General features: G+C 52.5%; 12 protein-coding genes and 1 pseudogene. 10 read left to right on the forward strand and 3 right to left on the reverse strand.

The genetic code is table 11. The features are described from left to right. Positions 1-10: 10 nt before the first annotated feature. Positions 11-645 (reverse strand): annotated as a pseudogene (locus LPA44_RS13690) (IS6 family transposase). 219 nt (positions 646-864) lie between these two features. Here LPA44_RS13690 and LPA44_RS13695 point away from each other — a divergent pair. Next, positions 865-1,701, forward strand: coding sequence for an IS5 family transposase (locus tag LPA44_RS13695; RefSeq protein WP_269070234.1), 837 nt, complete (start codon positions 865-867; stop codon positions 1,699-1,701). Positions 1,702-1,817: 116 nt separating this feature from the next. On the opposite strand, the gene LPA44_RS13700 is transcribed toward LPA44_RS13695, so the two are convergent. After that, the gene (locus tag LPA44_RS13700) at positions 1,818-3,020 is read right to left on the reverse strand and encodes a hypothetical protein (RefSeq protein ID WP_230890098.1); all 1,203 of its coding nucleotides are present in this window, start codon (positions 3,018-3,020) and stop codon (positions 1,818-1,820) included. A gap of 796 nt (positions 3,021-3,816) precedes the next feature. On the opposite strand from LPA44_RS13700, the gene LPA44_RS13705 reads away from it, so the two are divergent. Continuing rightward, complete coding sequence (locus LPA44_RS13705) at positions 3,817-4,605, forward strand: helix-turn-helix transcriptional regulator (protein WP_230890099.1); 789 nt, start codon at positions 3,817-3,819, stop codon at positions 4,603-4,605. A 280-nt stretch (positions 4,606-4,885) separates the two neighbouring features. Here LPA44_RS13705 and LPA44_RS13710 read toward each other — a convergent pair whose 3' ends face one another. Beyond that, positions 4,886-5,284, reverse strand: coding sequence for a hypothetical protein (locus LPA44_RS13710; RefSeq protein WP_230890100.1), 399 nt, complete (start codon positions 5,282-5,284; stop codon positions 4,886-4,888). Between the two features lie 1,024 nt (positions 5,285-6,308). Between LPA44_RS13710 and LPA44_RS13715 the strand changes: the two genes are divergently transcribed. The 8 genes from LPA44_RS13715 to LPA44_RS13750 all read left to right on the forward strand — a co-directional run bounded on the left by LPA44_RS13715 (position 6,309) and on the right by LPA44_RS13750 (position 16,065). Continuing rightward, positions 6,309-8,123 (forward strand): transposase, encoded by a 1,815-nt coding sequence (locus LPA44_RS13715; protein ID WP_230890160.1) that lies wholly within the window; start codon positions 6,309-6,311, stop codon positions 8,121-8,123. Positions 8,124-8,828: 705 nt separating this feature from the next. Then, the gene (gene rdfA, locus LPA44_RS13720; protein WP_269070235.1) at positions 8,829-9,542 is read left to right on the forward strand and encodes a rod-determining factor RdfA; all 714 of its coding nucleotides are present in this window, start codon (positions 8,829-8,831) and stop codon (positions 9,540-9,542) included. Positions 9,543-9,660: 118 nt separating this feature from the next. Then, positions 9,661-11,544, forward strand: a complete 1,884-nt coding sequence (locus tag LPA44_RS13725) for an archaea-specific SMC-related protein (RefSeq protein WP_230890102.1) — start codon at positions 9,661-9,663, stop codon at positions 11,542-11,544. Positions 11,545-11,634: 90 nt separating this feature from the next. After that, complete coding sequence (locus tag LPA44_RS13730) at positions 11,635-12,156, forward strand: hypothetical protein (RefSeq protein ID WP_230890103.1); 522 nt, start codon at positions 11,635-11,637, stop codon at positions 12,154-12,156. A gap of 178 nt (positions 12,157-12,334) precedes the next feature. Beyond that, on the forward strand, positions 12,335-13,120 hold the full coding sequence (locus LPA44_RS13735; protein ID WP_230890104.1) for a hypothetical protein: 786 nt from the start codon (positions 12,335-12,337) through the stop codon (positions 13,118-13,120). Further along, positions 13,117-13,341, forward strand: coding sequence for a hypothetical protein (locus LPA44_RS13740; protein WP_230890105.1), 225 nt, complete (start codon positions 13,117-13,119; stop codon positions 13,339-13,341). The genes LPA44_RS13735 and LPA44_RS13740 overlap by 4 nt, the downstream gene beginning before the upstream one ends. 401 nt (positions 13,342-13,742) lie before the next feature. Next, complete coding sequence (locus LPA44_RS13745; RefSeq protein ID WP_230890106.1) at positions 13,743-15,683, forward strand: DNA cytosine methyltransferase; 1,941 nt, start codon at positions 13,743-13,745, stop codon at positions 15,681-15,683. Between the two features lie 85 nt (positions 15,684-15,768). Further along, positions 15,769-16,065, forward strand: coding sequence for a helix-turn-helix transcriptional regulator (locus tag LPA44_RS13750; protein WP_230890107.1), 297 nt, complete (start codon positions 15,769-15,771; stop codon positions 16,063-16,065). Positions 16,066-16,266 lie beyond the last annotated feature (201 nt).

The raw sequence follows: 16,266 nt of genomic DNA on the forward strand, positions 1-16,266 counted from the left end.
ACCATCGTGTTTAGTTTAGCGAGTTCCACCAGACGGCAAAGGCTTGCAACCACGATTCCGCTGTTGTTGGCTCGACGTGGCTGAAACTATTACTGAACGAGGAAGTTCGGCGTTTTATTTCTCTAAAAACACATTCGACAGCATTCCGATTCCTATGCCGAACGGTCTGGAATCGAAGCCCGACTCGCTGTAGTGCTGTTTTGAGATGCTGGGCGTGATCAACCAGAAACATGGCGTCTTCAACGTCGTGTTTCTCGCGTAACTCCTGCAGGAACCGTTCAGTTAACGCCGTTGTTGTCGTCGGAAACAGCCGAATATGCAGAATTCATTCGAGTTGGGATTGACGGTAGCGTACAGCCAGTACTGCTGGCCGTCGATGCGGATCGCCGTTTCGTCAACCGCAATCTGATCCGGACTGGTATCGCGGACCGGCTGTAGATCAGCTTTCTGCACCCAATCATGAACGGCTTTCCGAGAGCGCTGGACACCGAACTTCTCAAGTTCTTTGACGGTATTCGAAAGTGAGAGTCAAGCCAAATGAAGTCGAATACCAAGCCGTATCAGCTCGCTCGGTGTCCGCTCTCGCTCCACAAACTCTAACTCAATCCAGTCGCTACAGTCACTGAGGCGAGTGATTTCAGCCATGGACAGCAGAAATTACTCTCGCCTCACTTTTCAGCCATAACTAAACACGACCTCCTCAAACTGGCTTAACTAGACAGTGCCTTGAAGACCTATATATTAGGCCTTGTTTAGACGCCCGAAACCAGGTACCTCAGCGACTCACGGGCTAGTATCTGTTTCCTAGTAGCTACCGCTAAATGTCTAACTTACTAGGAAGTGAAGCGGGTAGGCTTGGTTGTGTTGACGAAGCTAGCCCGCTTCACGAAACAAGTTGTAACGCTCGCCCAAAAAGCCGTCGTTGGCAACGCGAAACCCGCCTTACAGCGCGGTGACGGCGGCTACGCCGACTGGGTGATCGTGTCGATTCACGGTCTCAAAACGTATCTCGACCTGCCGTATCGACGACTTCTCGACGTGCTGTACGAAATGCCGCGAATCGGACGAATTCTCGGTCTAGAACCATTCGAACTGCCCGACTTCACCACTGTCTGTACGCGTATGCAGGATCTCAAAATGCCGCTCTGGCGCAATTTACTCCGGCTGTCGGCGGAGCTGCACGACACCGGCGAAATTCAGGCGATCGACGCAACCGGCATGGATCGCGTCGCTGCCAGCCAACATTACGCGAAACGGACGAATTACACGTTCAAGGCGGTGAAAACGACCGCGTTGATCGACTGTGAAACCGGTGCGATTCTAGATATACATTGCTCGATGAAACAACCGCACGATACACAGATCGGCTGGCAACTACTCAAACGAAATCTCGACAAAGTGACTATATTGACCGCAGATAAAGGATACGACTGGTGGCTCTTTCGTCAAAAACTCCGCGCTGAAGGCGTTACACCAGTGATCAAACACCGCGAATTCGGCTGGACTGGCGTCGCCAACAATGTATTGCTCGATGATACGACGTATCATCAACGCTCGAACGTCGAATCGACGTTTTTCGCACTCCGGCGCAAATACGGCGAGATCGTCCGGGCGAGAACCTGGTTCGTCCAATTCCGCGAACTCGTTCTCAAATGTGCCGTCAGAAACGTCGAACTAGCGCTCGACGCCTCTACCGGGTGAAATCAAGCGTCTAAACAAGGCCATATATTATTACCCTGCCAGTTAACGTTCCGCTCTGAAGACACAATAGATGTTATCTACATAATAATCGGGTTGCGAGAGAGAGAGTGAAGACGTCAGGTGTCAAGCGAGATGGAGAAGAACTCTGTACCGAGGTTTGGTGGTTGATAGGCTTCTTTAGCTGGCATAAAGTTCGTCTGAGTAACCCCGGCTTTGAGGCCGTTAAATGCAACCTTCATTCGGACACCGATGTCAACGTAGCCGGTCTGGATATCGGTGGTTAATTCGTAATCTAGGTACGGTTGATCACCAACGGTTCCTTCGTCCGGCCCGAATGATGCGTCTACGTTACCACCTGCCACGTATGGAAGTTGTGCGACGCCAACATTTGCGTCCATCAACAGCGTGGAATCTTCGCTTTCTTCTGATGTATCTCGTACAAATCCTTCTGCAATAACATACCCACCCATTCCGACACTGGAGATAACACCTAGAATGTCTCCACTGAAGGTAACGGTGACGTCAGAGACATCCGACAAGACAAACGCCTCTTTGAACACCTCAGCAGTGGCACTCGAATTCACCGTAAGATACGCGCTTCGCTGCGCAACGCCGCACCGGTTGTCTCCCTCTTTGTAGTTAGCGCCAACACTGTTTATGATTGGAATCCCGTTATCAAGTTGCTCCGTACCGTCATCCGCATCGGATATCGTTCCTGGAATACTGATTGCGGCTGGTTCGATAGAATCAGTGGAAGATCCAGCATCTCTGCTAATTTCCATAGATAGCGCTTCTTCGCGTGCCGATTCAGCCTTTTCCCTTAGGGTACTGAATTCAAATTCCTCCCGATATTCTGAGTTACTAACACGGCTTACCAGTACTGCTGAGCCAGAGGGGGATGAATCTGCAGCTTCAACATCTTCTGTCTGCGCCTTACTCAGCTCGAGTTCTGTTTCGGCACGAGTTGTATGACCATCTTCGAAATTAAGTGGCTGAACTAGCTTTACCGATCCGATGTCGGGTATTTCGGTATCAGATAATCGATTACCAGCGGTGTCGGCGATTTTCTTTCCACTGGAGGACACAATTATGCCGCGGCCGACTCGGAACTCTCCATGTTCATCTACAAGCTTCTGAACAGCCTTTGCCGGTCCATTCGGGGAAGAATCAGCCGTTACTGCGGTTGTACCAAAGGCGGCAATGGCACTACTGGTAGCAATACCTTTGAGGTAGTTCCGTCTTGTCTTGTTTGGTTCTCGCATTGCAGATGATAATATAATGGGGTTGTATATTATTTTAACTCCTGTTAATATCACCACGCACCGTGAAAATGCCCAGTCCCTGAAAATGAATATTCTCGTCGACTAGGGACGAAATAGTATGAGTTGCTTGATACTCCCCACAAAACCCTATCTTAAGGCAAGGATCAGGTTGTAAGTGGCCATCAATGAGTGGGTCTTGCCAATTAATTAGTTATCTCCGTTGGAGAAACCAATACACTAGTGGAAGACAGCAAGCAAAGATAACCGGCCAATAAAGCATCTGTGTGACAGGGTCCGAAGGGAATACGAGAGCAGTCCCGATAAGAGTCCCCAGCCCAACAACACCAACGATGGCTGCACGCCACTCCCACTGGGAAGGGGGAGATTCACGGTCATGATGTCGACGCCAGAAACCCACGTAATAGAAGAGCAATACCACTGAGAGAGGACCAAAAACTGCCCAAAGTATAGGATGTTGGCTTCCACGAGAACGGGCATCTAGGGCAGCCCAACCACCAATTGCAAGCCCGACACTCAGGAGAAGTGTTGTGTTAAGTATGGTGAGGAGGGCTGCAGTTGAAGTCATAGTTTATTTGGCGATCGGTATGCGGTTTTATTCTGGTTCAGAGTACTATCGGAGACTCCGCCCAGCGACTGCAACTGTTTTATTGCCGAACCTAATATATATTCTATCTTCATATCCATACCTATAATGAAGAAATCCATTCTTATCAATTTTCCTGTCTCCAGGTGATACTTTGTAAAGAGTCAGGAAGAAGGTGGAAATCTTCACTTGCTCATAACGAGAAAACGCCCACCCATCTTTATTACGATATGACAGTTGGTGTTTGATATGGTTGAAACGGAGGATGGCACCGAACTCCGGTCGATACTCCACAAACGACACAACGTGCTCGCCGCTCTCAAAACAGAACCTCAAACGAAACCAGACCTCGTCGAAACTATCGACTCATCCCGCTCAACAATTGATCGCGCGATTAGCTCCCTCGAGGACACAAGCTGCATCGAGCGTCAAGGTGAAACTTACCACCTAACCCAACTCGGTCGTGTATCTTTCGCTGAACACAACCGATACGTGAAGATTATGGACGGAATCGCTCGCGCCAGTGGTATTCTTAACTCTATATCCAGAGAGATCTGCATCGATCCCGACTTCTTCAGTGGAGTATCCGTTCAGACAGCCGATCCGCACGCTCCAGAGTCTGCCCTCAAAAATAGTATCAAGGCGCTCAAAACGAGCGATCGATTAGTTTGCCTCATTCCTGTTGTCCTATCTGTATATATTGAAGTCCTTACAAACCATATTTGTAAACATGAAATTGAAGCCGAACTTCTCTTCCACAATAACGCATTAGAATCCCTACTTGAATATTATCACGACCGCTTTGACAAAATCGACACTAATGAACATGTGGAACTCTACGTGACCGAACAAGATCTTCCCTATGCACTTTGGATTACGGAACACGACGGTCGCTCGCGAGTTGATATTACTGTCTATGAGGATGGTGGCGTACGGGGCGTCCTAATGAACGACTCTTCGCCCGCTCTGCAATGGGCTCTCAAAGAGTTCGCCAAGTATCTCGAAGCTTCAGAGCGAGCCACTATCTATTTGACATAATGACATCGTAAATCGGCCGTATATGATCTGGAGGAGGGGCAGCAGTGTGCATCGCCCATGCGAAGATGGGGTGTGCGCCAATCCTCGCAAGCCCGTCGGATAGATTGGTGCGTTGGCGGGCACACGCGATTGTGATGTAGCCATACAAACTTGATAGGTGCGAGTTAGGAATGCCTGTGACATAATATCAGCGGTCACTGTGAGCGTACTTTGTCAGCGCTGGCCCCGAAGGATTACTTCAGTGAATCGAGAGAGGAATTGTGAATCTAATGCCCGAATTTTAGGTAGTAACTGCATCCCGCTCTTCCGCTTGTGTTGAACGCTGTACACAGAGTGTATACGTCGTGACGAGGACAACAACAAGTCCGACAGTTCCGAGAGTGCGGGGTATTGGGAGCTCAACTAACGGCGGTATATCACGTTTCAAGATAAAGGTTTCAACAATGAGTTCACCGACAATGAGAGCAAGTATAGTAGCCCATAGCCACATTATCGCGTACCCAAGCTCATCTAAATGGTCCTTTATCACAGCATGACCGAGCAAACCCAGAGCAGCCAAAGTTGGGACGATAAGAAAGACACGAACAGGACTTACTACGAGAAGACCAGCACCGAGAGTGAGCGCCCAAAAGTACACGAGAGTCAAGAGTATGAGCTTGATTGACCGGGGGCTACTCATATTCAGTCAGTAGTTCAGAAGACAGTAAAAGTATTCTGCAAGGAATAAAGCTGTTGTCAATCCAATTAACTCGCACCTCGACCTCGCGGTATTTGTACTTGGAAACTGAGTGGATAGAAATTACATTTTTGTCACTACATCAAATTCCTATATCCGCATTTTAGCTCGTTTACCTCGAATATTCTCGGTACCAGTTTGCTTAGAATCTACTAGTAGTTACCACATATGGGATGACATAAAGCCATTTTCTGTCCATGCTATTTAATCGCGTGAGGAATTAGCGGCTTGCTCTGTACTGAACGAAACGTGCTCCACCTGCACTTAGCGAAGTTACGCATCACATCGAAGCAGGTTCATACCAGCGAATTCGGAGTGAAACAGCCACTCAGTGGGTGAACGAACTTACCGGGCTGGATGATTGAAGAGACACAAATTAAATTTTATAGGATGGGTTGTATTTAGAAGATGGAGTTGGCAACTGTCCTGGAGCAGGTTTCGCGGGCGGATACGTGGCTTGAATCACACCAACTGGTTTGGTATCTACTGCTCATCGTATTCTTCACCGTTGGGCGACTCCTACTGGAAGTAGTTCTCTCGGGCAGGACGATTATGGAAGGACTTGCCGAGGGCCTTTTATTCGGGATATCTTTGCGACCACATACGTCCTCCTCAAACACTTTGTTTGGGGGTCTCCTACTCATGGAGGTCTTTGACCTGATCTTATCGGTGTAACAGCATCGATAGACGCGGTATGTGAACGGCTGTATAATACCCTCACTACTGGTAAGTGGCGTAACGGACCAACGAATAGCGTACCCCAGTAGGCGAATGCTTTTATGACAAAACGCCAGAATTGACAGTAGTGTCACAGACGGCGCGTCCGCCCGGAGGTTCCCGGTGGAAGTGGCTCGGTCCAACGAAGAATATCGAGAGTGCCAGCTACGAATCCACACCAAAAGATTACCCCGTAGACGGCCTCTACGGCTCTAACGACGGTACTCTCGTCCGCGCTACCTCCTTCGATATGACGTTCCGCGAGATGGTGGACGGCGCGCTCAAAACCTACCCCCGCGAACAACAAGTCCGCCATAACCGCTCGGTCACGTTAGAGGACCTCGTTACTGAAGTGCCCGTCTCGTACCTCCGCTTCTACGACGAATACGACCACGATCAGGGCCACCCGAAGCCCTGGGGAGCCGTCTTCCGAGCTCACGTCCTACGGTGCGTGAAAGGCTGGAAGAACGAGAAAGCACTCTGGCGCTACCTCAAGCAGAAGCCGTTCCTCTGCACGCAGCTGGGCTTCGACGGTATTCCCGATCAGTCCACGCTCTATCGAGCGTGGGAGTATCGGCTCTCTAAAGTACAGGATGCCGTGCGGGACGCCGCCGAGGTCGTCGTGGATATCGCCCGCTACCACGACATCCCCGCGCCCGAACCCGAGTTTCTGCCCGATCGGCCGACCGATACGGTGACGAACTCGAAGAGCAAGGACACGCTCGCCCGTGAAAAAGCCCGCGAGGTCTGGAAGGGCGCGAAGCCTATCGTCGAGGACTGCTTCCACCTCGACCGCGCTGGCAACGCCTCGATCCCGGAAGGCGCGTTCTGGGAGCAGCAGGCCTACCTTGGGATGCGGTCGGATATGCACCCGCACGACGGTGCCGGAAACTTCGCCGAGGAATCGACCCGGCGGAAGACGCCGTCAGGCGACTCGCACCGGTTGCAGACGAAGACGCTCGGCGTTGAGCGCATTCGGACGATGCTCCGGGAGACTGGCCGGACGCTCGTTGCGCGGGCAAAGTCGAAGGACAAAATGGGGCGCAAGCAAATGGCGGCTATAGACTTCACGAAGGGCAACCCGTGGAGCGGCCAAGTCGAGCGCGATAGCAGCGGACAGAATCAGGAGCCGTGGATTCTCGGGTACAAGGGCAACGACGGCCCGTTCTTCCAGTGGGCGGTCATCAAACTTGTCGGCCACGACGTCCCGCTGATCCTCGATGCCGTCCCGGTCGTTCGTGGCCGAAAGCGGGCGGACATCGTGGACGATCTCCTTGACGGTGCTACCGGTATTGTCCCTGGACTCGATTTGGTGATGATGGACCGCGAGTTCGCGCTTGACGACGTGAAGGACGCCTGCGAGAAACACGACGTCCACTACCTGAACCCTGGCGTCGTGCGGTCCAGCAGCGACCACGAACACCAGATCGCCAAACTCGCTAGCGAGGACAAGGACTTCGACGTGGTCGAACAGGAGCGCCTGGACGATGGCCCGACACGGAAAGCGGTCTACCTCCCGAAGCGCGAGTGGGGGCGTGAGGACGAAGACGATGACGGGACGGACGTGACGATTCATCAGGAGCTTATCGAGGACTTTGAGGACGTCGGCGACACGACACCGCTCTCGGAGGACCGCGACGTCGACTCACCGCTGAGCAACCTCCTCAACGAGGTCGCCGAAGAGGAGGAGCTCAAGGAGCCGGCACGGGTTGAAGCGCCGGCGGTGCCCTTCGAGACGAACCTCCCGTGGGTGGACGTTGATCCCGAGGATGAGCAGGAGATGAAGCACCAGGTCGGACGGCTGATGGCCCGGTACAAGCGGCGCTGGGGCATCGAGAACGGATTCAAGAAGCTGAAGACGTTCCTCGCGGAGACGCAGTCGCCCGACCACCGGTTCCGGTACTTCAACTTCGCGTTCGCCTGCGTACTGTACAACTGCTGGCGGCTTGTGGACATCCTCGTGCAGTTGGAGATGGACGGGGAGGTTGGGAACGAGCCGGCGATTACGGCGAACTCGTTCCTGACGTTCGCCAAGAAGAGCTACGGCCTCGACCCGCCCGACTAACTCCCTCGTTTCCGCTGGGCTTGCTCGGTCGTGAGCGGCAGCGCTGTCCCGCCCGCCGACTTCTCACCGGATTTGTGAACGATATCAGACAGTTCTCCCGGAAGCGCGTTCCAAGACTTGCTCGGGTACTTCTTCCAGTCTTCTTAGCTGTGAAACCTGTGCATTATAGAGCCATCTTCGCAACATCAGAGTTACAAGACGTTCTACTTCAAGTCTCGGCCTTCGGAAATCAGCATTCGGAAGGCGCACCACATCTTCCAAGTTAAGATCGCGATTGAAAACCGGGAGGTCCTTCAGGAATTCCGGTGTCAGAGTTGTTCTGAACGGGTTCACTGGACGAATCTCAAAAACGACGACACCATGACCCTCTGTGAACGTGTCATAATGCTTCAAAAGCAAGTCTGTAACTGCGAAGGGTCTCTTGAACTCCTTGAAGAAGGACTAGATGAAGCGCATATCATCCCGCCAGGAGATTCTTCGCCCGCGGCCCAGGAACACGCTGTATCTCACACAGATTAGTAGCTGAGTGGCTTATTATCTAACTTCTATACACCCTTACAGACCCATCTACATTCCTCCTGTTATTCCGATATAATCGGGGCTCACTACCAACAGCCGTTTGACTAATACATCCCCTAGTATAACTAATACGATCATAACCAGAAGAATTGAATAGACAGAGCCCCAAACTACGAAATAAGGCTCATGACGGATCACTGCTGTAAAATTGGACAAACTATCGACAAATATTCCCTGCAAGAGAGTGTGATCGGTAGCGACCTTAACGAAAACCTACGCGCACGGTGGGTTGGCGAGAGTGACTTCCCCGAAACAGCCACCCGACCGCTTACAGACTGGTTCAACCAGAAGATCCTCAAAAAAGTCTACGCAGAGCACGACCGGAAAGCTATCGAAACACAGCTCGAATCCGACTACAAAGCACTCCGGTCGGATGACGAAGTGAAACGCGGAGCAATCATCGACGACCTCGCCGACGACGGAATCGATGGCGAAGAGTTGCTTGACGACTTCGCCAAACGGTCCACGATGTACCGCCACCTCACTCAATGCCTCGACGCGGAGAAAAACAAGACGAGCAGCGACAGCAATTGGGAGGAAGATAAAATCGAATACGCCCGAGATACGATGCAGAAGAACGTCTCGGATGTACTTCGTTCCCTTGAGCGAAAGGGAGAGTTACCGAACGGGACAGAAGCCGAAATCCAAACACCAATCATCCTCAGCTGTCCCGCTGACGAGTGTTCTACACAGACACGGTTCGCGCGAGCTAAAAACCGGGGCTACATTTGTTCCGAACACTCTGACGTCGATGACGAGATCCAAACAGACAGTACTGAACAAGACAGCGAAGTGCCCGAGGCAGAATCAGATTCTCAAACAACCGCAAACCCCCCCTAATCTGCAGCCACAACTCCGCCACATAAAACAACCGGTTTTGCCAACTCTACACCCTTGTTCCCGTTGGAGAATGGATTACACCGGTCCCTTTATTACTCGTCTCGCCCAATAACGATGTATGTGGAACCTCGAAATAGAGAACATCGGAGGGATTCGTTTTGGTGAAACCTCACTCAGTCCAGGTTCAAATATCGTTCAGGCCTCGAACTTCCAAGGTAAATCAAGTCTTCTCGCAGCAATCCAGACAGCTATGGGAACAACCGGACAATTTGGAGAACAACACCCGCTCATGGAACGTGCAGACGAAGGCCACGTCACCCTAGAAACAGAAGACGGCACCTACAAGACAACACTTGAACGAACCGTAGGGGTTGAAGAAGACACCATCACCCGGAGTGGCGACACGTACCTCACAGACGAACAGGATCAAGTCGCTGCGCGGCTGTTCGCCTGTCTCGGTGAAAATAATCCCGTACGGGCAGCCGTACGCGAGAAAGACCAAGAGAAACTTACGGAGCTCCTCACGAAACCGCTGGAGACTGAAAACATCGACCTTCGAATCAAGAATCTGCAAAGTGAAATCGCAGACATCAACGACGATCTGAAGCAGGCAGACCGGGCGATGGACAAACTACCGGCTGCTCAAGAAGACGTCACTCAACTGGAGAAGGAGCTAGAGGAACTCAAAGAGCAGCGAGACGAACTCGAAGAGAAGGTTGATGAAGATACAGAGCAACGAGACCTCCGTAACGAACTAACCAGCAAGCAGTCCGACTTAGACCGGAAAAAGAGTCAACTTGAACGGCTCGAAAAACAGATCGGGCGCCGCGAAAACCAACTCGAGCAGAAGCAGGAGGAACTAGAGGAGTTGGAGGTTCCCGAGGAACTGGACCTTGACACAAACGTTAATGAAAAGCAAGAACGCGTCAAGGAACTGGAACTGAAAATCAACTTGCTCGGCGACCTCTACCGGAGCAACAAAGCAGTACTCGATGAGAACGAACTGGCGCTCATCACCGACGTTGAGCGAAACATCTCCGGTGACACCTTCGACTGCTTCGTCTGTGGGCAAGATACCTCAGAGGAAGACGTCCAAGAGCAGCTGGAGGCCATCAAGCAGAAGCAACAGTCGCTCGAAGAGCAGAAGGCGGAGTTGGACCAGGAGATTAGCAAAATCCAACAGCGCAAGCGGGAGATTCGGTCGAACCGCCAGAAGAAAGAGGAGCTTGAGACGGATATCAAGCAACTCAAGGTCGATATTCAGGAAGACGAGCAGGAAGTCGAAGGGGTCAAAAGCGACATCGAGGCCCTGGAAGACGAGGTTGAAGAACTGGACGCCAAATACGAAGAGGCTGAGGAGGAAGAAGAGGAGTTCAGTTCTGAACTGAAGACCGTCCAGCAGAAGATCGGGACGACTGAGAACAAACTCAGTCGGGCGAAGGATAAGCTCGAGCGGTTGGATGAGGAAGCCAGTGGGCGTGACGAGATTCAAGCGAAACTTGACGAAAAGAAAAACGAACTCAAGGAGCTGAGACAGCGCCGTAACAAGAAGTACAGTGAGCTTGTTGATCAGTTCGATGAGGCGATGGACGAAATCATGAATACGTTCGCGCCCGGCTTCGATGGGGCTCGCCTTGATAAAACGATGGATACCAATAAAACCATCGATAAATTCGAAATTGTTGTTGCGCGGGAGGTGGACGGGAAAGGCCGTAATACGGACCTCAGCAACCTCAGTGAGGGTGAACGTGAGCTCGTCGGGATTGTCACTGCTCTCGCCGGCTACCGAACGTTCAACGTCAGTGAGCGGGTCCCATGTATTCTCCTCGACGGCATTGGACAGCTTGCTGCTGAACACATCCGTCATATGATCGATTACCTAGAGGACACCACGGAGATCCTTGTGACGACCGCCTATCCAGAAGCCGGGTCGTTCGATGGGCGGACGATTTCCCCGGACAACTGGGAAGTCATCTCGAGCGAAGGGCCTGTAACTCCGTAACTAGGGCTGGCCTTTCTGCGGTTGCAGTTCTTTTGGTGTGTTTTTTCGCCTCGGGGGTGGGGTGAAGTAGAATTAGTTAGAGGAGTTACTATGAGTCAAGCCCCAGCATCCACCGGCCAGAGCGAAGTTGCACCAGTTTCGCGAGAACTGAATAAGAACGTCAATAGTTTCGATGGGGGTTGCGCTTCTATCGAAGAGGTGATCGAGGCGAACACTGACCTCCCGCCAGAGGAGCAACGTGGCCGACCGGTTCTTTCAAAGCAAGTGCCACTTCAGATTGGCGAAGCATTGTTGACCACTCTTCCGATGACGCCGCTCTATCGGTACAGTCGGGGTTCTGAATCGACGACTGCGTGGCGGGTTGGGGAAACAACGCAGGCGCTGATTCGGTGTGAAGACGAGGACCGTGGCGTGCAGTGGGATATGCTTCCGGCAGTGGGGGAAGCTCAGTTGGATCTGCGTTGGATGATGCTGCAGTCGCTCTTCCGTGAGATTCCGTTCGCGATCGACTATCTTTCTGAAGGCACAGTTCGTTCAATTCTGCGGGTCACGCAACCAAATCACCGCGTGGCTATCGAGCAGCTGCTTGGTGACTGCCAGGAGTCGAAGTGACACCGGTCATGTTTTGGAAACTAGAATTGAGGCGAGTTACCACAACGCCGGATTCTTCGCGATAGCCGGATTTGGAACGGGCTTACTGCGTCCCAAATGGCGGCGAATGGAAAGTCTGGTGACAGAAAAATCAACTAGTGTACCACAATTGCGTTCCATCCGCAGAGAGAATAGAAATTTGTACCACCCGAAGTGGAGTGGAGGAGTTGAAAGGGGCAGTAGAGCCCTGAACACCTATAATATGGCCAGAGAAAGAACTATCATTTACGTTCCAAGTATAGATGAAGCAGTTGACCGACAGAACCTCCCCATCGATAACCCCCAAAATGGTGAAGACTGGGGGCTCGTCGCTGAAGGGTACGCGTACGTGCGAATCGAGTTCGTGTACACAGACGAAACAATTCGAATCGCGCGAACGGCATACAACCGGCTCTGCCATGAACTACCCACCGAAGTCTTCGCAATCAACAACCCGACGAAAGAGATCCTCACGATTGGAAGTGACGCAGTTCTCGACCTCAAGAACGGAGAACCACCACTCGAAGGGCTCGAAAACAGTCTAACCGAGGCGGTTGCGACAGTCTTCGCGATGCAGGCCAACGAGGGAATCCGGGACTGGCCAGCTATCCCCGAAGGGACGAATGGAGACGGTAGCGTCCCACCAGTCACAGCCGTCGAGCCGGTGTACCCTGACGTCGACGCAGAAACCCCACGGTGGGTGTCCTGTAGGCTAGAGTGGGACCCCGACCGAGAAGCCTTCGTCAATTCGCAGGCTGATTCTGGCTGGGAGTTCGACGACAATGCGATTGCAGATGCGAACTACATCGTCCACAACCAGGACTACGGCAACCTCACCGAAGCGATGGAGAAGGCGTTGGAGGACACAGAATGGGAGGGTGTTTCGCCGTCCTCCGTGGTCGAACCGGACGAGGATCAATCGCCCGAATGGGGGACTGTAGTGTGAATCACACGGTAAACTTCGTCGCAGTCCTCGCCGATTCGATTACCGAGGAGTTCGAGAAACCGCCGGAGGAACTGAGCGAGCAAGAACTCGAAGACGCAGCTGAGGAGTACTTCGATTCGCTAACTGAGCCCGAGCTCAGGAGCCTGTACCGCGATGGGCCGATTTCCATCGATGACGCTTTCGAAGAAGAGGTAGACAGCCCCAGTACTACTGGGGAGTAGGCCTGCGACGCGTTTTCGAGGCGTTCATAAATTCGATATGAGCGCCCGCCATCATCATTCATCACACACATATATGGAAACGTCAAACACCAATTCTAACCGAGGAGTCGACCGGCGGTATCTCTGCACCAACTGCAACGCGGTCGTTCAAGCACGATGGTTTGCTACCGGCTCGTTCTCCATCGGTTGTGAGTGTACGACCGTTCCTGTCGTCCCACAAATGGGACAGGACGAGACTCCAAACTCATGGCGCGTCGAGCGCGAAGACTGCTGTGCTGACGTCGAAGCCGGTGACTTAGAACGAGTCTACGAGCACGAGAAGGGGGAATATCAGTGTTCGGTATGCGGCGCAACGTACAGCTGGGGTGGAGACATGATCACACCACCAGATGACGATTCAGATGGTCGAGCAACCGGGGGCGATGCAGAGGTTGAAAACTATGGCAACTAAGGGTACAAGCACGAATGCGGAAGCGCAGAGCGGGATAGACAAAACTGGTCCAGCAGCCGATCTCTTCGAGACGATTAACGCCGGTGAGAAGATTGTCGTTGTGGATCTGTTCGCCGGTGCTGGTGGGATGAGTTCGGGGGCGATCCGGGTTCTCAGTCAAATCGCTGAAGAAGTCGGCAAGCCCGTCGACGAAATCGCGGAAGTAATCGCCGTCAATCACTGGAGTTGCGCCCTTGAGACGCATAACAAGAACTACCCTTGGGCAACTCACTTCCACTCCAAGATTCAAGAGCTCCGCCCCCGAGACATCATAAAGGACGAGCGCACCGATCTTGAGAAGGGTGATGCGATTCATCTGCTCATAGGGTGTCCTGACTGTACGTATTTCTCCAGTGCGCGTGGGGGCGGCCCGAAGGACCCTGACTCCCGTGCAACCCCCAGGGAGATTCTTGATTGGGTTGAGCGATTAGATGTGCGAAACCTGTTGTTCGAGAATGTGCCGGAATTTGAACAATGGGGCCCGCTAGATTCCGACAATGAAGTAATTGAAAGTAAGAAGGGGGAATACTTCGATAACTGGATCAACGCACTCTCCATTGAAGGATTCAACGTCGACTGGCGGGTGTTGAATGCTGCTAATCATGGTGATGCAACGAGCCGTCGACGACTCTTCGTTGCTGGGCGAAAAGACAGCGGGATCTCGTGGCCAAAACAGAGCCACAGCGAAAACGGGAACGTACCAGGAACTGAAGAATGGCGAACTGCAGCCGACATCATCGATTGGAACGATCTGGGCGAATCGGTCTGGACCCGCGACATCGGTGACGGTCGACGAACCCCACTCGTGAACCGAACAATGCAACGGGTAGCTGAGGGCATCCGGCAGCACGGAACAGATGCGCTCAAACCATTCGCAGACGCGATCGCGGACATTGGACAGGATGACGTCTATGAAATGCGGGAGAACGTTATCCCAGCGCCAGAAGCGGCACTGGTAGCAGACGCAGTCTCCGAACCATTCCTAGTCAAGTACAATGCAACGTCGACAACCCATCCAACTGCAGAGCCAGGCGAGATACACACGCCCGATGTAGGAGAGTTTGCACTCTGTGCGCCCAGGTTAGACCAAGACGGCAGCTCATTCGAGCAAGCGAGTGACGAACAACAACCAATCGAGTACACAGGCGGGGGGCTGCCCTCACTCTCCTCGAGAACGTGGGTTCTTGGACAGCAATCTGGCGCTCAAGCAAAATCCGCAACTGCCGCTCCCCTTCCAACAGTCGCGACTAAGGGTGCAATTAGCCGGTTCACCGCAACCCCGTTTATCCTGCCGAAGAACGGGAAGCAACGAGGATTATTCTCAAACAAGACGTACCTGAAGAAGCCGCTTCACACGATTGTCGCAGGGCGTATCGACCAAGGATACAGCGTAACGCCGTACCTGGTTCCGTTCTACGGAGAGCGATCAGGGCAGCGACCCCGGACCCACGATATCGATGAGCCACATCCAACAATTCCTGCATCAGCAATTAAGCGTGGTCTCACTCAACCGTACTTAGTCGAATACTACGGAAATGGGACTGTTCAACCTGTAACTGGACCGCTTCCGACTGTTACAACGAAAGAACGGTTTGCGTTAGTGGTTCCTGAATTATTCCCCCTGGGGATCGATATTAACTTCAGAATGCTGAAGCCAGAAGAGTTGGCCGCAGCAATGGGATTCGAGGGCTACGAATTCACGGGGAATAAAACGGAGACGGTAAAGCAGATTGGGAACGCTGTCCCCGTCAATGTGGCAGAATCCCTGTGTAAAGAACTGCTTCTTGGAAGTAGCCCGACGCTAGATTCGTTCACCGACTCGGCGACGTCAACTGTTGAAGCAGATGACTAATCTGGGACGGTGTAAGCGCGTCTCAAAGTTGTATTGTTCAGCGCACCGAAGTATTATTACATTCGCACGAATAGCGTTTCATGCGATGCAAGACCTCACCGCCTTCCAGCGTGACATGCTGTATGTCGTCGCTGGATTAGACGAACCATACGGACTTGAAATCAAGGGGAAGATGGAGGAATACTACGATGTGGAGGTGAATCACGGTCGTCTGTATCCGAACCTCGATATCCTGGCTGAACGCGACTTGCTGAAGAAAGGCAAGCACGACGAGCGGACGAACGAATACGAGGTCACTGAGAAAGGTCGGCGGTTCCTCGATCAGCGATCCGCTTGGGAACAACAGCACCACCAACCTGCAGCCCCCGCCCAAGGTGATTAACATGTCCAGTAGTAACGCGTTAGATTCCATTAACAGCCACATGGTGCGGCTCAGCGAAGTCATCGACCAAGATAACGAAGCAGCTCGCCTCCAAGGGAGTGTCCTTACAGGAGCATTACTTGGTGGTTGGCTTGTCGCCGCCGCTATGACTGCTGGCTACTCGCCCCTTATCGCAGCGCTGATGCTCACTGTCGGTGTTAT

This window comes from Halobacterium sp. KA-4 (genome assembly GCF_021028995.1).
Lineage (GTDB): Archaea > Halobacteriota > Halobacteria > Halobacteriales > Halobacteriaceae > Halobacterium.